The following is a 21,641-nucleotide window of genomic DNA, read 5'->3' on the forward strand; positions in this document are numbered from 1 at the left end:
AAGACGCCGGCATGGACCGCCTCCACGGCGCCCCCGAAGCCCTCGCCAACCTCAAGAAGTACGACTTCCCGCCCTCCCAAACCAGCTTCGACGCCGCATTCAGCCAGGACTAAGGACGTTCAAGGAGCGACTGCCTGCCCGTGTGCATTGCCGGTCTTCTTGAATGAGCCGTGGAGACTCATGATTCAAACCACAACTACTTGCACCCCACCGGCGCTCAGTCGTTCAACCACCTGCTCAGGCACTGCCGCGTCAGTCACCAAGATGTCGATTGACTCCAACGGACAAACTGCGGCCATGGCCGAGCGGGAGAACTTGCTGCTGTCAGCAACCAGAATCGTCCTTCTGGAGGCATCAATGATGGCTCGCTTGACGGCAGCGTCCTGGAGATCGTGCGCCATCACACCATCTTCCGGCGATGCCCCGCACGGCGAAATGATGGCTGTGTCGAACCGAACAGAGCGGAGTGATGCCTCCGCCAGGGGCCCCACTATCGATCCCTCATCATGGCGAACGGACCCGCCGGGGGTAATGAGATTTATCGTGGAGTTTCCGAACAAGGCGCCGATCGCCTGGACTGAAAACGGCATCACGGTGAGCCTGGTGCCGACGAGGACACGGGCTATCTCAACGCAGGTCGTGCCGCTATCGAGGGCCACGGCCTCACCGCTTCGGACCAGCTTGGCAACCGCTGCCGCCAGAAGTTGTTTGGTTTCCGCGACTTCTATTTCCCTCATGGCGTACGGAAGTCCCTCTCCGAGCATCATCATGCTCACCGCACCGCCGCGTGTCCGCCGTAAGACACCGGCCTGGGCAAGGTGTTCCAGGTCGCGGCGAATGGTCACTTCAGAAATGCCAAACTCCTCGGACAGCCCGGCCACGTCGACCTTCCCATCCCTGTTCAGTCGCTCCAAAATGCGCTCGTGCCGTTTGGTTCCATTCATGATCAAATGATACATCGAACATGATCAAACGAAACCTAGTAATGTCTATTAGCAACTTGGGTCTCCACACCGCGAGTCGCCGACCCTATCTAAAGGACTTCCAATGGCTGCATCTCTCAGCAACACTTCCCCGCAACTGCTACGGGCACGATCAGGTGTTTTCGGAGCATTCGCCATCGTCGGGTTCCTCACGGCGATTTGGCTAGTAAACATCCCCGACATCCAGCAACGAACAGGAACTTCCCACGCTGTTCTCGGCGGGCTGATCCTTTTGCTTGGTCTCGGTGCGCTCATCTCGATGCAATTCGCAGGGCTTCTCATCAAGCGCTTCGGCAGCAGAACTCCGACGCTGATGGGCCTTGGCCTTCTCCTGGTCTCAGTGAACCTTCCCGGCATGGCTTCAGATGCTCTTAGCTTGGGCATCGCACTCTTCATTTTTGGACTCGGTCACGGCCTAACAGACGTCGCGATGAACCAGCACGCGGTGGTGGTCGAGCGTGGCTATCGACGGCCGATCATGTCCGCCTTCCACGCGTTCTTCTCACTCGGCGGAGCCTTGGGTGCTGTCACAGGGGCTGCTGGCCAGGCGATCCACCTACACGTGTCATGGATCCTACTGGGCGCCGCCCTGCTGGGCCTGATTGGTACCGCTTGGTCGGCATTCTCGATGCTTCCGAAAGCCTCTGAGGAATTGCTCGATTCACACGAAGACCCCGCTACATCGGGCGAGACAGCCTCCCCAGACCATCTAACGGCACCCAAGCGCAGAATGCTGGCCCTTGCACTACTCGCGTTTTTGGTGCTGCTCTCCGAAGGCGCAGCTAATGATTGGAGCGCACTTCAAACCGTTGAGCATTTGGCCGAACCGGAGGCGGCAGCTGCGTTGGCGTATGGGGCCTTCGCTGCCGCGATGACCCTTGGCCGACTCCTTGCGGACCGTGTTTCACATGCGGTCGGACCCGTCAAAGTCGTGAGATTCGGATCTCTACTTGCGGCAGCCGGAATGCTCGTCGTGGTCGCGTCTCCCTTCTATCCCTTGTCCCTCTTCGGTTGGCTGCTTTTCGGCTTGGGCCTCTCTGGGATCATTCCGCAGGTTTACACTGCGGCCGGGAGTATCGGCCGATCAGATGCGGGCAAGACGCTCTCGCGCGTTGTGAGCTCCGGGTACATCGGGCTTCTAGCGGGCCCCGCGATCATTGGATGGCTGGGCGGCATCTTCGGCCTGACCTTAGCCTTCTTGCTGCCGTTGCTCTTCTGCGTCGTGGGAACATTCCTGGCCTCGACGGTGACCACGGACAACGAAACTCCGGCAGGGCTTGCACTCGCCGCGAGTAGGGACGCGCGAAGCTAGATCGCGCCTGCAAAGCCCAGGACTGAGGGGCTTCATGACAGAAACGAGTGCCTTACTCCCTGGTTTCCCAGGGGAAGGATGCAACACGCTTCAGCGCCTTCTGAATCTCCCCTGCTTGAGATTCGAGCCCGAGGTCCGCAACATGTCCCAAGCCGTATGTGAGCCACTTCCGCCCGAATTCCCGCTGCTCCATCGACAGGACGGGCTTCCTTGAGAGATCCAGGGCCCTTAAGACACGCTGGCGAGCCGTCGGCCGCCAATCGAACCATCCCTGGATCAGCTCTGCCACCACTTGGACAATGATTTCCGCAATCATTTCATCGCCTCCCAGGTGGAGCCCTGCCAAGGTTCGCTCAGCACTATTATCTGCCCTGTTCTTGCCTCTCGGAGTGCTCTTCTGCCCACGTCCGATCGCTTCTGTAACCGAAAGTCCTAAGCCGGAAACTATAGTCATGACAGCAGGCATCGCGCCGCTGTTTGTGAAATCAATTCGGGGGCCAATCAAACGTAGGCAACCGCGAGATTCGCAGCGAAGACTTTTGCAGAGGGCGTACCTTTTCCGTGGACACAAACGATTAAAAGAGTGCGTACAAAACCGAGCCAGCCCTCGCGAAGCCCGCGTGACAACGGGGCGCGGTACAACCCGGGAAAGAACACATCAATGACACTCACTGCCGAGGCCACACTCACGCTAGAAGAGATCGCCGTCCGCTTCAGCCCCGACGGCATCCCGTTGGCCGTTCGATATGACGGCAGCATCTGGGCCGTGGATCCCGAGGCCGGCGCCGAGCACTGGTTCGGGCACGGAAGCTGGCGGGATGGCAGCGACTCGGCCGCCGCCGACAGCGAAGGCCTCGCATCCGTTGAGTACTGGCGGCTACAGGTCCGCCTCAACTCCGACTCCGCATTGCGTACTTTCCATCTGCAGCGGAATCTGAGCTCCCCGGACTGGTTTCTGGCCGACATCACCGACGCTTCCTAGAAACCCCATACTCCGCACGTAGTCGGAGGCCCAGCCCTTCGCCAAAGATACCTGGGGCGGATCATTCCACGACGCCTTCCAGCCCCGGCCGGGTGAAATCGTCATCCACGAGCACTGGGGATCGAGCGGATTCGCCAATTCCGACCTGGACCTGCAGCTCAAGCAACACGGCATCCGCCGCATCATCCTGATCGGTCAGTGCAGTCGCTGCTGCCAGTCAGCCGGGACGCGCAGGGCCGGGCCCGGAACGCCTTGATCGAGCGGGTGATGCGCCGGCGGTTCAAGTTCCGGTCCGGCGAAAAATGCAGAGTCGGGATAGCTGAAGAACCAGTCCTCGCCCGGTTCGAAGCTGCGGATGACCGGGTGGCCGCTGGATTGCGCATGCGCCGTGGCGTGCTGCCCCGGCGAGTTGTCGCAGCAGCCGATGTGCCCGCACTGGGCGCACCGCCGAAGGTGCAGCCACCAGCCTCCATTGGCCTCGCATTCAACGCAACCAGGTCCGCTGGGTGCAATCGAAACGTCGATTCCTAGTTCTGCATTCATTGTGGCTTCCCTCGTATCGGAGTGCCTCTGGACCACCAACTACTTTACGCCCGGCTATTTCGCGCCGAATGAACACTGGCCTCGTCGTCAGCGCGGCCGGCGGGCCGGATCCACCTCCAGCGCGGCTCGGTCCCAGCGGCCCGTCTCCGCGGCCGCCTCGTAGGTGGATTGCAGGAACCGCAACAGCGCCTTGTCGGGGTTCGACGCCGTACGGACGTTCTCATGCGGGAGGAGGTATAGCCTGCCGTCATTGTTGTAGGCGACGCCATCTGTGTCGTTCACATATTCGGCGTAGCCGTCGGGCTCGGGATAGGAATAGGCATAGAAGGCTCCTTCGTCCCCTCCCCCGGGCCAAAACCCGCAACTGCTCAGCTCATGGGAGTAGCCCTCCACCATTACCCAGTCTGCGCAGTTCGGGACGCCTCCGGGGTGGGTCGGCGCCGCCCGTCCGGAGAAGCGCGCGTAGGCAAGGTCCATGCCTCCCCAGAAGAAGTGGACGGGACTTGCCTTGCCCCTGAACCGGGACCTGAATTCATTCAGGACCCGGTCCGACTGGACCAATTGCCGCCAGAACAACCCGATGGCCTCGGAGTCGTAGGTGGCATGCTGATGGTCCTCGGCGAATGGTATGGCCGGGTCCACCTCGTTCGGGATACCGCGGATAGACGCCTCGATACCGAGCCGGCCCAAGGCCTCGAATACCTCGGAATGGAACTCGGCCACCGACTTGGCTCCGAGAACGACGAATGCTGAAGTTCCGTTGCTGGAGCGTATGCGGAGCCTGTGCTGAAGGAAGTCGAACTCGATGTCGTACGCACCGCGGCCGTACGGGATCATTGATGTCGTCAGTCCGCGCGGAGTGACGTACAGCGTCACCTGCCACCAGTGGTTCAGCATCGGTGCGTGCGCCATGCGGATTTTTCCGATGATCTGGGTCCACATGTGCACGGTCTCCCGGCTCGCGGTCCAATCATCGACCCGAAGCCGGGGCCATCCAGGGTGAGCCATCTGGCCTCCAAACTGGTCTATCGAGGATGTCCACTCGTCGGCTGCGCACGAATGAAGGTTCGTGGTTGGTAGGGGATGGCTAAGGAGTGCCCGGATGGGCTTTGTGTGGATCTCCCGAAGTCGTGCGATGGAGCAGGGCCAACGCTCGCGTGACCGATATGTCCGCCCGGGCGACGAGCAACGCTGTCAGCAAGGCTGCGGCAACGTGCGTGTCCAGCATCAAATCCGGTGAGTGCCCGGACGCCACCAAAGGGGTCGCGGTCAGCTGCCCAGGCTGCAAACCCGTCGCTGCATGCTGATGTTGGGCAGGCGCGCCAAGCAAGAAGGTCCCGGAGAGCCGGTCGAAGGCCAGATGCAGAACCTGCTGGGCCAGGCCGCAGAGAACGAGCAATAGCCAACTCGGTAGGTTGATCCGAGCAAGCAGCGAAGCACACATGCTCAGCAGAGCCGTCAGCGCGATCAGCACCGGAATCCCGGGAGACACGCCACCCGAGACCAGGTGGGCCACCAGGCCCAATCCGACTGCCACGGGCCCGACTTCCCATCCCGGGAATCTCGGACGTCGGCGGGATCCCTGCGCAACCATCCCACCCTCTCCCTCCATCATCGGACAGCCGATCGCGCGGAGCACCGCTCCCCCACGCTGTGCTCGGCTTCCCTCCATAGTGCCGCCGTTTCGCACCCGAAGGAACACTTGGCGGGAGCTCACGTCCAGACTCCGTGGTCGCTCAGGTAGCGCGAGAGCTGGCGCGCCGTCAGGAAGACCACGCCGCTTGCCGTCTTTTCCTGTCCCAGACAGTCCAGGCGATGAGGGCGGCGAAAACGATCACTGCCAGGGCGGCAGAAATCCCCACCATGACATCAATAGGCAGCAGATAGACCAGGACGGCTCGCGTGCTGGCTTCAGCAATCAGTCCCGCACCCCAAACGGCGGAAACCTTTAGGTGCCACCGGTGCGCCGCCGGGTTGCTGTGGAAATCCCGGTCCATCTCCCCGGCACGCTCCGGTCTCCACGTCTTGGCTGCGTCCAATGTCAAGGGATGTCCCAGCGCGGCAAAAGCGAGGAACGAAATACCCATGCCACCGGTGATAGCCGAGTCCTTGAGGAGGAGAAACCGCGGGTCACCAGTGAGGAAAGACAGACCCAGGCCGAGTCCGAAGATGATGACCATCAGCATCGCAAACGGGTTCAGGGAATGTCGCTTCAACGCGGTCCACAACAGCCGGCAGCCGGCGGCCCCGGTCGCCGTCAGCAGCGCGACCCAGTCCGTAGCACCGGCAAGGTGCAGGACGTAGTAGGCAGCCAGCGGTAACCCAACGTCCCACGCCAGGCCGCGGACCAGCGTGCGCATCATCAACACCGGACGTTCCCGTCCCGAAGCCTGCTCAGCGTTCATCAGGGGTGTTCCATCCTTTTCCGGATGCGGCTCTTCAACAGCGCTCCGGCTCCAGCATTCTTCCCAAGAAGACCGACGACCATGCAGTCGGCAGCGCTGTTGCGGGGTATCCCCCGCACCAGTGACGGGGAATCGACGCAACGGGGACCGCACCGAAATCGGTGATCACGGAGCTGCCATCTTCAGCTTCCCTCCGCCCGTGACAGCGAGCTTCACAGGCCAGCAACGCCATGGTAGGTGCGAGCAGGAAACCGCGTCAACAAGCACCGCAATGGCTTGAATCGTCCCCGGATGCTCCTCAATTTCCGGCCAGGATTCGTTCCGCCTCCGGAAGCCACGGGATGCCTTCTTCCAGTTTCGCCACAACGCGTTCGATGAGCTCGTCGATGATCTTCGAAATGGAGAGATCCACCCCACTTTCCCTCAGTATCCGCGCTGTCGCTGGCATAGCCTGCCCGACTGTGGCCCGGGCGTCTAGCGTGGTCCAAACGATTCCATGTTCCTGCGCCAGCTCCGTCTGGGCGGCTAGCCAGTACGGCTTCGTGTCGACGAGCGTGCCGTCCATGTCCCACAGGACCGCCTGCGGGCGGCGCTCGTTGTCAGAGGTCATGGCGGTGTCCGTCTTGGAATGTCTGGCCTAGGGCAATGCGACGCTGATGTGATGGTCGTCCCGGGGCTGCGCGGTTCGGGACGCTGCCCCGGAGTCGGAGGAAAAGTCTGAGCTTAGCCCGACGACGCTGACTCTGGCCGAGGGCATTCGCGCGCAGTATTTCGCTGGGTGTGGCTACGCCGGGGAGGTGCTGGAGACCGCGCCGGATGTTCTCCTGGAGGACAGCTCGACATGTTCGACGCCGGCGTCCCGGGCCCGCGTGGCGGACCTGACCGCCTCCGCGGGCGCGAGGCAGGCTCGAAGACAACGGATGGTTCGATGAAGCGCGCTATGCCTCCCACGGCGGGGCCTTCCCGATATTCGTCAAAGGCACCGGGCACGTCGCCACCGCAACAGTCTCCGGACTCCCGCAAAAAGCCGACCACGACCTCGTGGTCGAAGCACCGAAGCCTGGGTGGGTCCTCCTTCTCTTTGTCTTACGCTTCGGGGATGACCATGGCGAAGCGTTCCTCGCGGGCTACGTCAGGGTCCGGTCCGTTGCGCACGCCGGTGTCGAGCGCGTCGATGGCGGCGAGTTCGTCGGCTCCGAGCTCGAAGTTGAACACGTCGAAGTTTTCGGCGATGCGTGCCGGGTTGGTCGACTTCGGGATGGCCGAGCGGCCCTGTTGCAGGTGCCAGCGGAGCATGACCTGTGCGGGACTCTTGTCATGTACCCGTGCGATGGCGGCGATTGCAGGGTCCTTCATGACGTTCCGGCGCTCCTCACCCCAGCCGGGGTAGAAGGTGATCCCTCCGATCGGGGACCAGGCCTGGGTAAGGATGCCGTGCCCGGCGTCGGCGGCCTGGACCTCCCGCTGGGTGAAGTAGGGGTGAAGTTCGATTTGGTTCACCGCCGGGACGACGTCAGTCGAGTCGAGCAATTGCTTCAGGTGGTGCGGCATGAAGTTGCTGACGCCGATCGCCCGCACTCGCCCATCGGCGAACAGGGTCTCCAGCGCCTTGTATGCGGCGATGGTTTTCTCGAACCGGTCGGGTGCGGGCTGGTGCAGGATGAATAGGTCCAGGTAGTCGACGCCGAGCTTGCCCGTCGCTTTGTCCCAGGCATGCAGGGTCTGCTCGTAACCGTAGTCGCTGACCCAGACCTTGGTCTCGACGAACACCTCCGGACGATCCAGGCCGGAGGCGCGGATGCCTTCACCGACTTCCCGTTCGTTGCCGTAGGCTGCGGCGGTGTCGATGTGCCGGTAGCCGGTGGCCAGCGCGGCCTCGACGGCCGCCGTCGTTTGCTTCGGGGCGCTTTGAAAGACGCCCAGTCCCAGGGCGGGCATTGTGACGCCGTTGTTGAGTGTTAGTTCCATGTCCATGCCTTTCACGGTATGCAGATGTGCGGGATTGTGGGAGGGCACGTCAGTACCCCCTTGAAGTGGTGGTCGGGTGGTTCAGCGGGCGGCTTCGAGCTGCGGCGCCGACGCCGCCTCCCGGGGTATCTTGGCGCGGCGTGCCGCGAGGTCCGCGGGCAGGATGAGGGCCGCCGCGACGGCCAGTGCCACGAGCAGGAGAATGCTGCCGGTCGTGAGGGCGACGCTGACCTGGGCGGCCAGGTGCGCGACGGCGGGCCTCGTGGCCGGGACCGTCGCTGCGGCGGCGACCGCGATGCCGAGCCCGAGGCAGGTGCCCACCTGATGGAAGGTGTTCACGAGCCCGGATGCGGCGCCGGCGTCGGACGCGGGGGCTCCCGTGATGCCGAAGGAGGTCAGGGGCGCGAACGCGAGGCCCTGCCCGGCACCAATGAGGATCATCGGCAGGGCCACCCCGGTCAGATAGCTGGAGTCGGTGCCGGCCCGGCTGAGCCAGAACATTCCGGCGAGGGTGACCAGGATGCCGGTGAGGAGCGGGAGCGAGCCCGGCATCTTGCCCATGAGCCGGGGGATGCTCATGGCGACGGCGAAGTTGACCGCGGTCATGGGCAGGAATCCGAGTCCGGCCTGCAGGGGGTCGAAGCCGAGTACTTCCTGCATGAACTGGGTGGTGAAGAAGAAGAACGCGATCATGGCTCCGAGGTACAGGAAGCGGGCGACGTAGGCGCCGGTGCGGCGGCGGCTCCGGAACAGGCGCAGCGGCATGATCGGCTGGGCCGCCCTGCGTTCGATCAGCACGAACGCGACCAGGAGCACGACGCCGGCGGTGACGGCGGTGAGCGTGACCGGCGGGTTCCAGCCGGCGTCGGCGGTGTTGATGATGCCGAACACGAGCGCGCCGACGCCGAGGGTCGCGCTGAGCGCGCCGAATGCGTCGAAGCGGCCGCGGGCCCGGCCTGATTCCGGGATGAACCGGGGAGCGAGGGCGATCATCGCGGCGCCGATCGGCACGTTGACGAAGAACCCGGCCCGCCAGGAGATCCAGTGGGCCAGGGCACCGCCGATGACCAGCCCCAGGCTGGCGCCGATCCCCGCGGTCGCGCCGTACAGGGCCACGGCCCGGGTGCGCTCCCGGCCCTCCGGGAAGCTCGCGGTGAGCAGGGAGAGCGAGGCGGGCGCGACGACCGCAGCCCCGATGCCCTGCACGGCGCGGCCGGCGATGGCCCACCAACCCTGCGGTGCGAGTCCGATCAGCAGCGAGGCGATCGAGAACACCACGAGCCCGAACACGAACACCCGCCGACGGCCGAGCAAGTCTCCTGCCCGGGCTCCGAGGAGCAGCAGGCCGCCGAAGACCAGCGTGTACGCATCCTGGACCCAGGAGAGCTCACCGGTACTCAGCCGCAGATCTGCCTGCAGGCTCGGCAGGGCGGTGAAGATGACTGAGTTGTCCAGGAGGATCATGAAGTAGCTGGCGAGGATGATCGCCAGGATCGCTCCCGGATGGAAGGCTGTTGCGGGTGCAGGTTTCATGCTTTCCATGCAACCGTGATTCCGTGCGGGCCGGGAGTCACGGCCGTTCCGGGTAACGCCAGTGCCTCCCTCGTCCCGTCGACCGCGCGTAGCGTGGATGCCATGACACACAGCGAGGACGTGCGGAAGTTCCTGACCTCCCGCCGCGCAAGGATCACCCCCGATGAGGCCGGGCTGCCGGTCTACGGCGGCAACCGGCGGGTTACCGGGCTGCGCCGGGAGGAAGTGGCGATGCTCGCAGGGATGAGCATCGACTACTACATCCGCCTTGAGCGCGGAAACCTCTCCGGCGCCTCGGACAGTGTCCTCGAAGCCCTCGGCCGTGCCTTGAAGCTCGACGACGCCGAAACGGCCCACCTTTTTGACCTGGCCCGTGCCGCCTCCGCTTCGCCCCGGGTCCGGCGCCGGCACAGCCCGCAGACGGTCCGGCCGAGCGTGCAACGCGTCATCGACGCGATCACGGCCGCACCGGCCTGGGTCCGCAACGACCGCGGGGATGTCCTCGCCGCCAACGAACTGGGCCGTGCCCTCTATCTGGACATGATGGCCGAAGGGCCCACTCCCCCGAACAGCGCACGCTTCACCTTCCTGAACCCGAAAGCGCGGGAGTTCTTCGCCGACTGGGAACGCGCAGCGGACGACATCGTCGCAGTCCTGCGCTCCACAGCCGGAAAAAACCCGTACGACAAGGACCTCACGGACCTGATCGGTGAACTCTCCACCCGCAGCGAAGAGTTCCGTACCCGCTGGGCGCGTCACGACGTGAAATACCACCGCGCCGGCCGCAAGCGTCTGCACCACCCGATCGTCGGCGACCTGGACTTGAGCTTTGAAGCGCTGGAACTGCCCGCGGACCCGGGACTGCGCATCAACGTCTACACGGCGGACCCCGGGACACCCTCCGAGGACGCCCTGAAAGTCCTCGCCAGCTGGGCGGCCACGCAACGGAACACCGCCGAGGCCGCGGTCAAGGAGAAACGATGAACGAGCGTCCACCTATTGTCCTGATCGTCGGCGCGACCTCGCCATGATCACGTCAGGAACCCTCAGGCCGGGCGGCTAAAGCCCGAGGGAGTTTTGGTTCCGGTGTGGGGCTGAGTCCCCTCACGGACGGAGGTCGAGCGCGTCTAGCAGTCGTTTCACTGAGCCGCCGAGGTTCCACTCGGTAGCCAGACGCTCGAGTTCAACGCGTGAATCTCCGACGACCGGGCGCAGCAACGCTCGCGCCTCTTCGAGAGTGGGAAGTGCGAGGTCGCGCACGACTTTCACAACAACGGGAGCAACCTCCAGGTAGTCGGCTGAGGCGGCGAGCTTCGACCTCACGGGCGCGGACAGCCCGCTGCCCGGGTCCGCCGCGGCCGCAAGCAACCCGTCGAGCGTGCCGTACTCCGCGAGCAACAACGCCGCCGTCTTCTCGCCGATCCCGGCGACGCCCGGCAGCCCGTCGGAGGCGTCGCCGCGCAGCGTCGCGAAGTCGGCGTACTGCTCGGGCAGCACACGATACTTACCGACGACGACGGCATCGGTCACGATCTCAAGGTTCCTCATGCCTCTGGCCGTGTAGATGACCCGCACCTGGCGGGCGTCGTCGACCACTTGGAAGAGATCGCGGTCACCGGTCACGACGTCGACGGGAAGGTCGGCGTGGCTGGCATAGCTGCCGATGACGTCGTCGGCCTCGTGTGCGGCAGCCCCGACGACGGCGATGCCCGCGAGGCCGAGCATCCTGCGGATCATGGGAACCTGCAGCTGCAGCGCGTCCGGCACCACTTCGACGTCGGGAGCACCCGGCACCTCCTCCGCGACCCGATGCGACTTGTACGTCGGGATCAGGTCCACCCGCCACTGCGGACGCCAGTCCTCGTCCCAGCACGCCACCAGATGCGTCGCCTCATAGTCGGTGGCGAGCCGGGCGATCATGTCGAGCAGGCCGCGAACGGCGTTCACGGGCGTGCCATCGGCGCTGCGGATCGAATCGGGTACGCCGAAGAAGGCACGAAAGTACAACGAGGCCGTATCAAGGAGCATCAGGCGTTGGGGCATAACCGATCATTACATCCATGAACCCCGATCCAGCGGAACCGAGAGCAGAACTTAGCGCTGCTACGGGGCGCGGAGATCCAATCACGCCTCGAGGCGGCCCCTGGAGGCGTGCGGGCGTACAAGATGGTCATCGAACCCCGGGATGAGACACTCCAGCAACGCTCACACGTTGGCTATGAGTGGCTGTACGTACTCAACGGACGTCTGCGTGCCGCCCCCGGCCGAACGCCAGCCGGGTAGCGGCACGCTCCGTGTCCAACGCCCCTGACAGTGTCCCGCAAGCCCAACTGAGCGGAGAACCCGAGGGTCGGAAAGGATCCTTACTTGCCTGGGCCCTGGGCCCTGGCTTCAGCATTCCTAACGTGGCGGCGAACCACCGCTGCGGACGCTGCGCTGGCAGCCAGAGCCCCTGCACCGACCAGCGACCACAGGACCAGGTTGGAATCGGCAAGGGTGTTTGCCCCGCCGATTGCGGTGCCAGTGGCAGTAACGCTGGAAACAGCCGCGAGACCGGAATTACCTTTGCCGTTTCCGCCGCCGTGGTGGCCGCCGCCGTCGTTGTTGCCTCCGCCGTTCCCGGAATTCACAACCACGGCTGCCCAGCGCCTGTTGCCGGACGTGGCACCAACGGCGCCGATCGTGTAGTTGCCACCGTCTGTGAAGGTAATGGCGGTGGAGAAAGCGCCCGTGGCGTCAGCGATGACGGTGAAGTTGGACGGAGCGGGCCGCCCGCCGTCCGAAGCCTTCTTGCCACCGGTCCGCTCGAAAGTGATATTGATGGTTTCGCCGGCGATGTAGCCGCTGCCGGAAAAGGTGATGGATTCGCCGCGAGCTATGGTGCCGTCGGAAACGGTTCCATACTCATTGCCCGGCGCCGGGTAGGTGGTGGCTGCCACGGCCGGAGCGGTGCCAGCCAGTGCGATTGTTCCTGCAAGTGCAAGCGCTGCAATGGACTTCTTCATTTGTCCCCCCTGAGACGAATTACGGAGTTCGCTTGATTCTGGGGATATAGATCCCCACGCGATTGCGTGCTGTATTCCCAAATGTCTAGCCAGCGACGACGGTATCATTCACAGCTGCTTAGGTCGATAACAATCAACGAGCGCACCCGCAGAACGCTCCGGCCTCGGCCAGGTCGAAGCGTTCGCTGAAAGCGTCACTTTTCAGGCGGTACTCTCCGCATCACAGGCAACGGTGCCGTGTCGAAGAATCGGTAGTCCCTCGTGGGGAACCGGATTGGTTTTCCCGCGGCTTCTGCTTTCTCCCGGACAAAATCGTGGTCTTCCCGGGAGAGGACAACCTGCCCGTCCGGGTCACGCCCGATGTCCTCCGGCGCGCCCCTGCTGAACTTGGCCGAAATGGCAGAGGGTAGAACCAGGCATGCCGGATTCTCCAAAAGCCATGTTCGGGTCTCGGAATCGAGCCGATCCCACTCATCCTTGAGGCTCACGTTCGTAAACACCGCCTTCCCAGTAGGCATATCCCGAATTTGGATTCCGTCCAGACTACCCCTGCCCTTCAGGCGCTTGATAGGGCCGAGACCGTTGGAAACTTGAAGTTGTCCGTCAACGCGACATGTCCCGCGGCCGGGCTGGCCGCGGGACATGCGCCGGGGGGATGGTTCCTCAGGCGGTGCGCATTTGCCCGGTGGTGATGGGCGAGGGCTTGAAGCCTTTGACCGCCATCCACACGCCAAGCGACAACTCCCAAACGAAGATCGGCAAGGTCGCAAGTCCCGACCACACCGAGAGCCCCTGATTGATGCCGAACATCGTTGAGAACGTCGACGAAAGCAGCAGCGGGCCGCCGATCAGTCCAAGCAAAGGAATGACGCGCGGCACGAGCCCCGAACGGTACATCAGGTACCCGAGCAGCAGCCCGCTCACGCCCGGAACCAGGCTCGGCCCGAGAATGAACGTCCAGTCGCGAACCGCCACGAGCGCCTGTCCTACGGGAACCAAGGCAGGGTCTGCGCCGCCGTTCTGGCGCAAAGTGACCACAGCCAGGAGGCTGACGACGCCGATCACGATCACCGCGGCTTCAAACATCCGGGCGGTGACGAAGCCCAGCGCGATGCCCTCGTTCTGCCGTTTGACGACAGGAAACAGTGCGACGGCGGTACCCACGGCGGAAACAGCGTTGACGAGATCGAGGAAGCAGCCGAAGATGACGGTCGAGTCGGCACCGGGGCCCGTGATGTAGTGCGGATCGTTTAGGACGGGGGAAATCAGGAACAGCGCCGGGATCGAGCTGACGAAGGTGATCAGGTACAAGATGCCTGCGACCATCGCGGTCTTCCGCAGCGGGTCCATCCGGACATGATCGGTTGTTGGGGTTTGGGTTGCGGTTTTCATGGTCTGGTCCTCTTTGGGGATGAAAGTGGGGGTGTTCGACGCCGGCTGGTTAGTGTTCGACGCCGGCTGGCCGGGTTTGGTGGTTCCGGTTTGGGTGATTGCCAAGAGCGGTAGCGCCAAGTCGCGGAGCTTTTGCAGCAGACCGTGGAGCGCGGCTTGGTCTACGGTCCGGGTGCGGATGACGGTGGTTCCGTCGTGTTCGTTGGTGAGGCTCAATCCTTCGAACCAAGCGGCCCAGCGGGAATCAAGATGGCCTTTGACGCGGACTTCGTACTCGACCGGAGTGTCGTCCCGGTCTACCGATCTCGCGTTCATCGCCCCTCCTTCTGCCTTAGTGGAGTTCAGCCGCCTTTGCGGATGACTTCCTTTAGCTTTGAAGGTAGAGGGAGATGTGGTGAGCGGGGATCACCACATCTGGTGATTGATGTGGTGATCTTTTCGCGACAAGAGATTCAGTTCCTCGGCTCGCCGGACGGCTGAGCGGCGGTTATTCGCGCCGAGCTTGGCGTAGATGTTCTTGGTATGCGTCCGGAGGGTGTTGAGGGAGACGAGCAACTCGCGCGCGATCTCCGGTCCGCCCAGCTCCGAGGAAAGAAGCCGAAGCACTTGCAGCTCGCGTTCACTCAGGGGCTCCAGTAAGCGTTGCTGTGCCCGGGTGCTGCGCGTTTCGGCCCCGAACGACTCCAAAAGCCTGTCTACGTAGTCCGGGGCGCTCCCTTGGCTCGCGAGCGATTCCAGCAAGTTGGCCATCGCTTCACCCTCATCGACGAACACCGAAACGTATCCCTCTGGTGCGGCGAGCGCTACCGCGCGTTGCAGCGCTGCCAGCGCCCCGCCGTCGTCCGCTTCTTTTTTGCGTGCTAGCGCCATAAGAACCAGAAGTTCGACGACGGTCCCCGTCCTGCCGCCTCCTTCCGCGGCTCGAAGGAGACGGACTAGCAGGGCGATCGCGCGTCCGACGGAGTCCTCCGACAGCTCCTTCCTGTGCTGGGCGAGTAGTGCCCTGGCCAAGGTGATGTGCTCGAACTCGTGCAGGTAGGAGAGCTCATTTTCGGTGGAGATGCCGCGCTCACGCGCCCAGTGGAGAGCGTCGGACGTCCTTCCCTGCGAGATCCACATCCGCGCCCGCACGGCCGCGACCGGATGTACCACGGGAAAGAAGTCGCCGACGTAGAGGCGCTCGGCCTCGTCGAGTTGCTCAAGCGCGCCGCCCACGTCCCCTTCCGCTTGGAGGATCCGGGCCATCGCGACCCGCGAGCGATACGGGTTTTGGGGCAGCGCGGCGTCCTCGCTGAGCTTCTGGCTGGTCATCACGTGCTTCTTTGCGGCTTCAAGTTCGCCGCGGTCAAGAAGGAGCCTGCTCATTCCTACGTGCATGTCGGCCGTTCCCCGGAGCATTTGCTCGGGGTGCCTGCCCGCGATCTCAAGACCCCGCTCATAGATGGCCATTGCGTCGCGGAGCCGGCCTTGGGTAATCCGGATGTCGGCCATGGCGATGGAGCAACCGAGCATGTCCGAGTGGTGACCGGCCCTTTCAAGGCTGTTATAAGAATCGGTCCACAGGCCGTGCGCAACGCCCAGTTTGCCGTTTGTCCAGTGGCCCAGCGCCAATAGCCCTGAAGCCGCTCCGCGCTCAAGATGATCGTCTTTCCCGACAAGGCCGAGCGCGGTGGTTGCGTGCGTCATGGCCCCGGCGGCATTACCGACTGCCAGCGCCTGCGCGGCACGGTAGATCGCGATCGAACTGGTGAGGTTCCCGCCGTCGCCGCCTTCCGCCGTCGTACGTACCCACTGCTCTGCCTCGAGGAGGCGGGCGTCGACGCCAGTGAGCTCGCCGCTAGCGAGGAGCGCCCCCGCGTAAGCAACGCTCAGCCCGGGCCGCGCGTGTATTAGTTCGCCGGGGAGCGCTTCGAGCCAGCGGCTCAGCGTGGCTTCCTGGCGGTCCTTGCGCATGGCAGGGATCGCGAGCTCGATCAAATCCGCGGCCCGCTCGAAGTCCTTGCCGGCCGTTGCGTGGCGGATAGCTTCCGGAATGTCGCCGTTTTGTTCGTGCCACAGGCTTGCGCGCTCATGCATTTCGTTGATGCGGCCCGGCTGCTCGTCCATGAGCCGCGCCCGCAGCACGTCGGCGAAGAGGTGGTGGTAGCGGTACCACCAGCGGCGATCGTCGAGCGGAACCACGAACAAGTTCCCTCGATCGAGCGACTCAAGCATTGCTTTTCCGTTGTTTTGGCCGGTCAGGGCATCGCAGAGCGGGCCGTTGAGCCGGTTCAGGATGGAAGTCTGCAGCAGGAAGTTCCTGACGTCGTCGTTCTGGCGCTGAAGTACCTCTTCCACGAGGTAATCGACGATATAGCGGTCATCACCTGCGAAGCCCGCGATGAAGCCGGCGACGTCGTCCCTTCCCTGCATCGAGAGCGCGGCCAATTGGAGCGCGGCGATCCAGCCCTCGGCACGACCTTCGAGGGCGGCGATATCCTTCGCGGTGAGACCCAGTCCCATCACGCCGTTGAAGTACGCAGCAGCTTCCTTCAGTGTGAAGCGGAGATCGGCGGCACGGATCTCGAGGAGCCTGCCGCGTGCCCTGAGTCGCGCGAGTGGCAAAGCTGGATCGGCACGGCTTGCGATGACCAGTTGCAGATGCGCAGGCATGTTCTCGAGGAGAAAGGCCAGCCCCTCCTGCAGGTCCTGATTGTCGATGACATGGTAGTCATCTAGCACCAAGACAAGTCTGTTCGGGATGGCCTGCAACCCGTTGATCAGGATAGTCAGGAACGCTTCAGTGCTCGATTGCGGGGATCGGAGTGTTGCGAGTGCTTGGGCGCCGAGAGCGTTCGATGCCTTGTCCAGCGCGGCAATAAGGTAGGTCCAGAACAGCGTTGGATCGTTGTCCCGCTGGTCGAGCGAGAGCCAGGCGAGCAATCGGCCGTCAGAAGGTGCTTCTGCCAACCACTCGGTCAGCGCCGTCGTTTTCCCGAAGCCGACGGGGGCTGAGACGAGGATCAGCGTTTGCTCGTCGGCCTGGTTCAGACGGTCGCTGAGCCTTGGGCGCGCCACGAGCGCGCGTCGTGGCACTGGGACGTGAAGTTTGGTCTCGAGCAACGGGCCTGCCATCACGGACCTCCCTCGACAGCCCGGGCACTTTGCCTCGGCCCGGGTGATCCCAGTGTAGTGCCGGAGGAGGTTGGGCTTACATCTTGGGGAACTCGCCTATCGGCGGTAAATCACTGCTCTGTTCCCGAATCTTTCGCGCCCGATAGCAATGCGTAATATCCCGGAACCCACTGCGGAAGACCGCTGGCGTTCATAGGCACCACTTCGATGTTGACCGGACCGTCCGCAATCAACTTCCAGTCCGAATCCGAAAACACGCTGTGCCGTTCCCTTGCACCGAAATGCCCGGGCCGGGGAAGGTTCTCCAAGGCGCGCTGCAGCTGCAGGGGCATTCCTTGCCTGGTGGCGCCGAGCTCGGCCAGGTAACCAAGGCTATTTCCGCGGAAATTGGTTTCGGCCAGTAACACCCTGCCTCTGTTCCCGACGACGGTTCGCAGGTTGGCGGCCATAGCAGCTTGCTTGCCCGGTTTCAGGACGTGGAAGACTCCGCGGACAAAGACATTGGCGGGCCCCAGCCGCTCCAATAGGAGCTCTCCGGCACCTGCACCCGCGGCATCCAGGACCATGAAGTCGGCATTATGGACGCCTTCCGCTTCCCGGCTGGCCATCTCGATCGCCCCCTTGGATACATCGATTCCGAGAACCCTTGGAAATAGGCCGGCAAGCCAGCGGGTGTGGGTTCCGTTGCCGCACCCGACGTCAACTACCGGGAGATCCGGATCAAAGTGGGCTGCAATCGCATCGGAGTACTGCGCGCGCTCGGCCAGGGAGTCGGAGTCCCAAAGCACGTCTCCGGAACGGCCAGTAGTGCGGATTCCGCGCCAGTATCCTTCCCACGCGGCGTCGGGGTTTCTCGGTGCCCGGGAAGCGAGGCGCACTACTGTGGGGACAAGCAGCATCTGGTCCCAAAGCTTCGACATGCGCTAACTCTACAGACGCCGTGCGGGTCGGCGGAGTTGATCCGGTATTTCCGCGGCCGGTACAGGATATCCGTAGAAGTAGCCCTGCCCGTAGAGGCAACCCATGGCCCCCAGCTGGGCCGCCTGCTCGGCGGTTTCGATGCCTTCCACGGTCGCGTTGAGCCCCGCAGCGAAAATCAGCTGCAGAATGGCAGAGACGAACTTTTGCTGCCGAGGATCCGACTCCATGTCCTTTATGAGTGACTGATCGACCTTCACCGTGTCTGCCGGAAGCGACCTGAGGTAGCTGATGGACGAATAGCCGGTACCGAAGTCGTCAATTTGCAAGCCCACACCGAGCTCCCGGAGCCCGCTGAGGACCTGTTCCTGTCCGGTTTCACGGGACATCAATACGGTTTCGGTGATCTCTAAGATCAAGCGCCGCGGATCCACGCCATACCTGGCCAGCGTGTCCCTGATGTCATCCAGCAAGTCGGTTCGAAGCAGTTCGGCAGCAGAAAGATTGATGTGCAGAGAATAGTCTGGCAAGTCCGGATCTGTTTGCCTCCAGCGCCTCATTTGGGCGAGACCTTCATGCAGCACCCACCGTCCCACCTCAAAGATCAAGCCGGTTTCTTCTGCGATGCCAATGAAGCTGCCCGGCATGATCGTTCCGCGAACAGGGTGATGCCACCGGATGAGGGCTTCGACGCCGATCACGCGGCCGGAAGCCAATTCGACCACCGGCTGATACAGCAGCGCCAGCTCCCCTCCGGCAACAGCGGTTCGCAGTTCGGCAGTTATTCGCGACCGTTCCCGAACGGCGTCGAGCATGTCCGGGTGGAAGAGTTGGACGTTGTTGCGGCCGCGCGCCTTCGCCTGGTACATGGCAATGTCGGCATCGCGCATCAGCGCCTCTGCCCGGTACTCCGGCGTGCCGATGCAAACGCCGATGCTGGCCATCGCCCAAACCGTTTCCATTCCGATACACATACTGTCCTGCAGATACTCCGATGCGCGGTGCGCAATTCGAAGGACCTCCTCTTCAGTAGCCGCGGCAATGAGGATGGCAAACTCATCCCCGCCCAGGCGGGCCACGGTATCCTGTGGCCTGACGGCGGAGCGGAGACGTTTGGCAACTTCCACCAGCACGGCGTCACCGGAGCTATGGCCCAGGATGTCGTTGATGGCCTTGAATGAGTCCAGGTCCAGGAGCAACACGGCCGGAGATTTTCCGCGGTCCGTGCTGGACAGGATCGCTTCCTGTATCCGCTCGGTAAGCAGCGTCCTATTCGCAAGACCCGTTAGGGCATCCGTCTTGGCCATCTGTTCCAGCTCAACCTGTGTTCGCCGCAACATAGCCGTGCGGGCGGCCACCCGCTGTTCCAGTTCCGAATGAATGTGGCCCAGTTCCTCTGCGAGCAGGTTGACTCCCGTGATGACAGCATCAATGTCATCACGATGCTCCGACGGCTGAATGCGTGCGTCCAGATCACCGGCAGCCAATCGGACAACACCGTCAACCAACAGCTGGAGACGCGGGTCCTCGACGCTCTTTCTCGAGGTCATGTAATCCCAGGGGACAGAAAACCGCCGGAAGGCGAGCCGTTGATGGGGTCCTTACAAACGCAGCAACTGGCAGAGTTGCCGCTTGGCCTTGACAGGAGCGAGAAGCACATCCAGGTCTCACGCACCTGCATTAAGCCAGTCCATGGCCTCGCTGCGCGAGGTAAAAAAACGAGTCGGGCAAGGCGGGACGTGCACTCCGAGGAAGAAGTTCGCAAGGACCCGGTCTACAGGCGATGTCCCTAACAAGGCGATGCGCGACGCGCCGCAGGGAATAGACCACACAGCCCTGGCCTCCCGGCTAACGGAAGCGACCGCTGCCATGTCTACAAGCATCGGATGCTGATCCTGCTGGCATAGCTCGTTGACTTTCGCCATGGCCGCGCGGGCATCCTCGACCTGAATGTCGACCCCGGGCAGCCAGCGCAAATGGAGAAGTCCGTCGACGCCTAAGTCGACACTGGCCTTTCCACCGTTCGCAATCTCCGGTACCACGATCACGTCCTCCCCAGGCAGGCCGCCGAACCTTTTCGGCAACTCCCCAAAAAGTACCCCAGGTTCCCAACTTCTCTTGGAAACGACGCCGGGCCGACGCCCCGCGTGTTGACCAGCTGAAGAACGGGCAAGGCACCCCTCCGCACCGGGCTATAGCCGTCCCGAGGTGACAAAGTAGCAATCGCCAATGGCGATAGCGTAGCTTTCCGAGCATTGGTCCTCAAGCCCCCGAGTTGACTCATCAAAGATGCCCGCCTAGCCGCATTCGAAGAATCATCAGAGGGTGCCCGCGTGGGGATTGCCTCTCGCCGCGGAGGGCGGTGGGACCTACTGTGGAGCTATGGACGCCTCAGCTGCTCACGCCTTTGCGGTTCCGCCGGTATCAGCCCGCCGCGCCACCACTGCCGTTGAAGACGTCATCACCCTCGCGGCCGGCATCTGGCTCCTCACAGGAACCTACGTTGACGGCTGGGCGCACAACAACCTCCGCGACCTCGAGACGTTCCTCACCCCGTGGCACGCAATCCTCTACTCCGGCTTCGCGGCCTGCGCCGTCTGGATCGCCGCCCTGACCTGGCGCCGGCACGCTCCCGGCACGCGGTGGACCGAAGCGATCCCCGCCGGCTACGGGGCCGCGGCAGCCGGGGTCGCTCTCTTCCTGATCTCCGGGGCTGCCGACTTTGCCTGGCATTCGGTGTTCGGCATCGAGCAGGGCATCAAGGCGCTGTTCAGCCCGTCCCATCTGGGGCTCGCCACCGGCGGTTTCCTTATCCTTGGCGCGCCGTTCTCCGCAGCATGGCACTCGCCCGAACGGTCCTGGCCACGGCTGGCGCCCGCCGTCGTGAGCGCCATGCTCTCCGGCATGGTTGCGGCATTCATCCTGCAGGAGTTCGCGATCTTCGCCCGCCATGGACTCATCCAGACATACAGCTCCGCTGCCGGGGCGCAGCCCGCGGTGACGAATCCGACGTCGTCGTCCATCATCGTCTCTTTGGCATCGTTCTTCGTCTCAACGGCCGTACTCTTCTTGCCCGTCCTCTTGCTGTCACTGCGCTGGCGCTTACACCCCGCGGTGTCCGCGGCCATGGCACTGCTCCCCTCCATAGCCCTGCAGATCATGGTCGCGCTGCGGGACGCCTGGCTCGTGCCGGCTGCCCTCGTCGGTGCAGTTCTCGTCGGAGTGCTATGGGCGGTGGCGCGGCCCGAGCCGGACCGTCACGCAAGGCTCATGACCGCGATGGGCCTCTCCCCTGTCGTGTTCTGGGCCCCGTACTTCGCCGGTGTGGCGCTCCACGACGGGGCACTTAGCTTCTCCCCTGAAATTTGGGGCGGGACGCTCGCCTGGTCCGGACTCGAAATGCTCGCCCTCGCCGTGCTCACCCTCAAAGTGAGAGCCACAGCAGCCACCCAATTCCGACGCCCATAGCCCAGAGCGGTCAACCAA

21 protein-coding genes and 3 pseudogenes are annotated in these 21,641 nt (G+C 63.5%); 7 read left to right on the forward strand and 17 right to left on the reverse strand.

The features are described 5' to 3' along the window. Positions 1–113 (forward strand): annotated as a pseudogene (locus tag QRN52_RS18530) (sugar phosphate isomerase/epimerase); the annotation flags it as partial. 72 nt (positions 114–185) lie between these two features. Here QRN52_RS18530 and QRN52_RS18535 read toward each other — a convergent pair. Next, positions 186–944: a DeoR/GlpR family DNA-binding transcription regulator gene (locus QRN52_RS18535; protein ID WP_284754874.1), complete on the reverse strand. Its 759-nt coding sequence runs from the start codon at positions 942–944 to the stop codon at positions 186–188. A 103-nt stretch (positions 945–1,047) separates the two neighbouring features. Between QRN52_RS18535 and QRN52_RS18540 the strand changes: the two genes are divergently transcribed. Further along, a complete protein-coding gene (locus QRN52_RS18540) occupies positions 1,048–2,295 on the forward strand; it encodes an MFS transporter (RefSeq protein WP_284754876.1) in 1,248 nt (415 codons plus the stop codon). A gap of 52 nt (positions 2,296–2,347) precedes the next feature. On the opposite strand, the gene QRN52_RS18545 is transcribed toward QRN52_RS18540, so the two are convergent. Next, complete coding sequence (locus QRN52_RS18545) at positions 2,348–2,749, reverse strand: hypothetical protein (RefSeq protein ID WP_284754877.1); 402 nt, start codon at positions 2,747–2,749, stop codon at positions 2,348–2,350. A gap of 207 nt (positions 2,750–2,956) precedes the next feature. Between QRN52_RS18545 and QRN52_RS18550 the strand changes: the two genes are divergently transcribed. Together QRN52_RS18550 and QRN52_RS23970 are read left to right on the forward strand one after the other, a co-directional pair. Beyond that, a complete protein-coding gene (locus QRN52_RS18550; RefSeq protein WP_284754878.1) occupies positions 2,957–3,277 on the forward strand; it encodes a hypothetical protein in 321 nt (106 codons plus the stop codon). 94 nt (positions 3,278–3,371) lie between these two features. Continuing rightward, positions 3,372–3,533 (forward strand): annotated as a pseudogene (locus QRN52_RS23970) (hypothetical protein); the annotation flags it as partial. Here QRN52_RS23970 and QRN52_RS18555 read toward each other — a convergent pair. From QRN52_RS18555 to QRN52_RS18575, 5 genes are all read right to left on the reverse strand, one after another. Continuing rightward, a complete protein-coding gene (locus QRN52_RS18555) occupies positions 3,473–3,820 on the reverse strand; it encodes a UBP-type zinc finger domain-containing protein (protein ID WP_284754879.1) in 348 nt (115 codons plus the stop codon). The pseudogene QRN52_RS23970 and the gene QRN52_RS18555 sit on opposite strands and share 61 nt — an antisense overlap. An 87-nt stretch (positions 3,821–3,907) precedes the next feature. Beyond that, on the reverse strand, positions 3,908–4,828 hold the full coding sequence (locus QRN52_RS18560; RefSeq protein ID WP_284754881.1) for a DUF5996 family protein: 921 nt from the start codon (positions 4,826–4,828) through the stop codon (positions 3,908–3,910). 79 nt (positions 4,829–4,907) lie between these two features. Continuing rightward, positions 4,908–5,357, reverse strand: coding sequence for a hypothetical protein (locus tag QRN52_RS18565; RefSeq protein ID WP_284754882.1), 450 nt, complete (start codon positions 5,355–5,357; stop codon positions 4,908–4,910). 226 nt (positions 5,358–5,583) lie between these two features. Next, positions 5,584–6,225: a VC0807 family protein gene (locus QRN52_RS18570; protein ID WP_284754883.1), complete on the reverse strand. Its 642-nt coding sequence runs from the start codon at positions 6,223–6,225 to the stop codon at positions 5,584–5,586. A gap of 298 nt (positions 6,226–6,523) precedes the next feature. Beyond that, entirely contained in the window at positions 6,524–6,835 is a 312-nt protein-coding gene (locus QRN52_RS18575) for an HAD family hydrolase (protein ID WP_284754884.1), read from the reverse strand. Positions 6,836–7,167: 332 nt separating this feature from the next. Here QRN52_RS18575 and QRN52_RS24020 point away from each other — a divergent pair. Further along, positions 7,168–7,266 (forward strand): annotated as a pseudogene (locus QRN52_RS24020) (heme-binding protein); the annotation flags it as partial. A gap of 45 nt (positions 7,267–7,311) precedes the next feature. Here the strand turns inward: QRN52_RS24020 and QRN52_RS18585 are convergent. Together QRN52_RS18585 and QRN52_RS18590 are read right to left on the reverse strand one after the other, a co-directional pair. Next, positions 7,312–8,193: an aldo/keto reductase gene (locus QRN52_RS18585; RefSeq protein ID WP_284754923.1), complete on the reverse strand. Its 882-nt coding sequence runs from the start codon at positions 8,191–8,193 to the stop codon at positions 7,312–7,314. Positions 8,194–8,274: 81 nt separating this feature from the next. After that, positions 8,275–9,726, reverse strand: coding sequence for an MFS transporter (locus QRN52_RS18590; RefSeq protein WP_284754885.1), 1,452 nt, complete (start codon positions 9,724–9,726; stop codon positions 8,275–8,277). A 102-nt stretch (positions 9,727–9,828) separates the two neighbouring features. On the opposite strand from QRN52_RS18590, the gene QRN52_RS18595 reads away from it, so the two are divergent. After that, positions 9,829–10,710: a helix-turn-helix transcriptional regulator gene (locus tag QRN52_RS18595; RefSeq protein ID WP_284754886.1), complete on the forward strand. Its 882-nt coding sequence runs from the start codon at positions 9,829–9,831 to the stop codon at positions 10,708–10,710. Between the two features lie 120 nt (positions 10,711–10,830). On the opposite strand, the gene QRN52_RS18600 is transcribed toward QRN52_RS18595, so the two are convergent. From QRN52_RS18600 to QRN52_RS18635, 8 genes are all read right to left on the reverse strand, one after another. Then, positions 10,831–11,769, reverse strand: coding sequence for a 5'-3' exonuclease (locus QRN52_RS18600; protein ID WP_284754888.1), 939 nt, complete (start codon positions 11,767–11,769; stop codon positions 10,831–10,833). Between the two features lie 320 nt (positions 11,770–12,089). Next, positions 12,090–12,731, reverse strand: a complete 642-nt coding sequence (locus tag QRN52_RS18605) for a hypothetical protein (RefSeq protein ID WP_284754889.1) — start codon at positions 12,729–12,731, stop codon at positions 12,090–12,092. 194 nt (positions 12,732–12,925) lie between these two features. Beyond that, positions 12,926–13,249 carry a hypothetical protein gene (locus tag QRN52_RS18610; protein WP_284754890.1) on the reverse strand — a complete coding sequence of 108 codons (324 nt, stop codon included), beginning with the start codon at positions 13,247–13,249 and terminating at the stop codon, positions 12,926–12,928. Between the two features lie 145 nt (positions 13,250–13,394). After that, positions 13,395–14,438 (reverse strand): DUF4386 domain-containing protein, encoded by a 1,044-nt coding sequence (locus QRN52_RS18615; protein ID WP_284754892.1) that lies wholly within the window; start codon positions 14,436–14,438, stop codon positions 13,395–13,397. Positions 14,439–14,528: 90 nt separating this feature from the next. Beyond that, a complete protein-coding gene (locus tag QRN52_RS18620; RefSeq protein WP_284754893.1) occupies positions 14,529–17,237 on the reverse strand; it encodes a winged helix-turn-helix domain-containing protein in 2,709 nt (902 codons plus the stop codon). Positions 17,238–17,347: 110 nt separating this feature from the next. Continuing rightward, on the reverse strand, positions 17,348–18,157 hold the full coding sequence (locus QRN52_RS18625; protein ID WP_284754894.1) for a class I SAM-dependent methyltransferase: 810 nt from the start codon (positions 18,155–18,157) through the stop codon (positions 17,348–17,350). 9 nt (positions 18,158–18,166) lie between these two features. After that, positions 18,167–19,705: a putative bifunctional diguanylate cyclase/phosphodiesterase gene (locus QRN52_RS18630; RefSeq protein ID WP_284754895.1), complete on the reverse strand. Its 1,539-nt coding sequence runs from the start codon at positions 19,703–19,705 to the stop codon at positions 18,167–18,169. A gap of 117 nt (positions 19,706–19,822) precedes the next feature. Continuing rightward, complete coding sequence (locus QRN52_RS18635) at positions 19,823–20,197, reverse strand: DUF7793 family protein (protein ID WP_284754896.1); 375 nt, start codon at positions 20,195–20,197, stop codon at positions 19,823–19,825. 340 nt (positions 20,198–20,537) lie between these two features. Between QRN52_RS18635 and QRN52_RS18640 the strand changes: the two genes are divergently transcribed. Then, positions 20,538–21,623 carry a hypothetical protein gene (locus QRN52_RS18640; protein ID WP_284754898.1) on the forward strand — a complete coding sequence of 362 codons (1,086 nt, stop codon included), beginning with the start codon at positions 20,538–20,540 and terminating at the stop codon, positions 21,621–21,623. The last annotated feature ends 18 nt before the right edge of the window (positions 21,624–21,641 follow it).

The organism is Arthrobacter sp. efr-133-R2A-120 (genome assembly GCF_030209835.1).
In the GTDB taxonomy this organism is placed as follows: domain Bacteria; phylum Actinomycetota; class Actinomycetes; order Actinomycetales; family Micrococcaceae; genus Arthrobacter.

Bases quoted from the DNA above. Each gene is read 5' to 3' on its own strand.
- QRN52_RS18640 (WP_284754898.1), top strand. From the start codon at position 20,538: ATGGACGCCTCAGCTGCTCACGCCTTTGCGGTTCCGCCGGTATCAGCC.
- QRN52_RS18540 (WP_284754876.1), top strand. From the start codon at position 1,048: ATGGCTGCATCTCTCAGCAACACTTCCCCGCAACTGCTACGGGCACGA.
- QRN52_RS18625 (WP_284754894.1), bottom strand. From the start codon at position 18,157: ATGTCGAAGCTTTGGGACCAGATGCTGCTTGTCCCCACAGTAGTGCGC.
- QRN52_RS18535 (WP_284754874.1), bottom strand. From the start codon at position 944: ATGAATGGAACCAAACGGCACGAGCGCATTTTGGAGCGACTGAACAGG.
- QRN52_RS18620 (WP_284754893.1), bottom strand. From the start codon at position 17,237: ATGGCAGGCCCGTTGCTCGAGACCAAACTTCACGTCCCAGTGCCACGA.
- QRN52_RS18585 (WP_284754923.1), bottom strand. From the start codon at position 8,193: ATGGAACTAACACTCAACAACGGCGTCACAATGCCCGCCCTGGGACTG.
- QRN52_RS18600 (WP_284754888.1), bottom strand. From the start codon at position 11,769: ATGCCCCAACGCCTGATGCTCCTTGATACGGCCTCGTTGTACTTTCGT.
- QRN52_RS18555 (WP_284754879.1), bottom strand. From the start codon at position 3,820: ATGAATGCAGAACTAGGAATCGACGTTTCGATTGCACCCAGCGGACCT.
- QRN52_RS18595 (WP_284754886.1), top strand. From the start codon at position 9,829: ATGACACACAGCGAGGACGTGCGGAAGTTCCTGACCTCCCGCCGCGCA.
- QRN52_RS18570 (WP_284754883.1), bottom strand. From the start codon at position 6,225: ATGAACGCTGAGCAGGCTTCGGGACGGGAACGTCCGGTGTTGATGATG.
- QRN52_RS18590 (WP_284754885.1), bottom strand. From the start codon at position 9,726: ATGAAACCTGCACCCGCAACAGCCTTCCATCCGGGAGCGATCCTGGCG.
- QRN52_RS18630 (WP_284754895.1), bottom strand. From the start codon at position 19,705: ATGACCTCGAGAAAGAGCGTCGAGGACCCGCGTCTCCAGCTGTTGGTT.
- QRN52_RS18560 (WP_284754881.1), bottom strand. From the start codon at position 4,828: ATGGCTCACCCTGGATGGCCCCGGCTTCGGGTCGATGATTGGACCGCG.
- QRN52_RS18610 (WP_284754890.1), bottom strand. From the start codon at position 13,249: ATGCCTACTGGGAAGGCGGTGTTTACGAACGTGAGCCTCAAGGATGAG.
- QRN52_RS18605 (WP_284754889.1), bottom strand. From the start codon at position 12,731: ATGAAGAAGTCCATTGCAGCGCTTGCACTTGCAGGAACAATCGCACTG.
- QRN52_RS18545 (WP_284754877.1), bottom strand. From the start codon at position 2,749: ATGACTATAGTTTCCGGCTTAGGACTTTCGGTTACAGAAGCGATCGGA.
- QRN52_RS18575 (WP_284754884.1), bottom strand. From the start codon at position 6,835: ATGACCTCTGACAACGAGCGCCGCCCGCAGGCGGTCCTGTGGGACATG.
- QRN52_RS18550 (WP_284754878.1), top strand. From the start codon at position 2,957: ATGACACTCACTGCCGAGGCCACACTCACGCTAGAAGAGATCGCCGTC.
- QRN52_RS18615 (WP_284754892.1), bottom strand. From the start codon at position 14,438: ATGAACGCGAGATCGGTAGACCGGGACGACACTCCGGTCGAGTACGAA.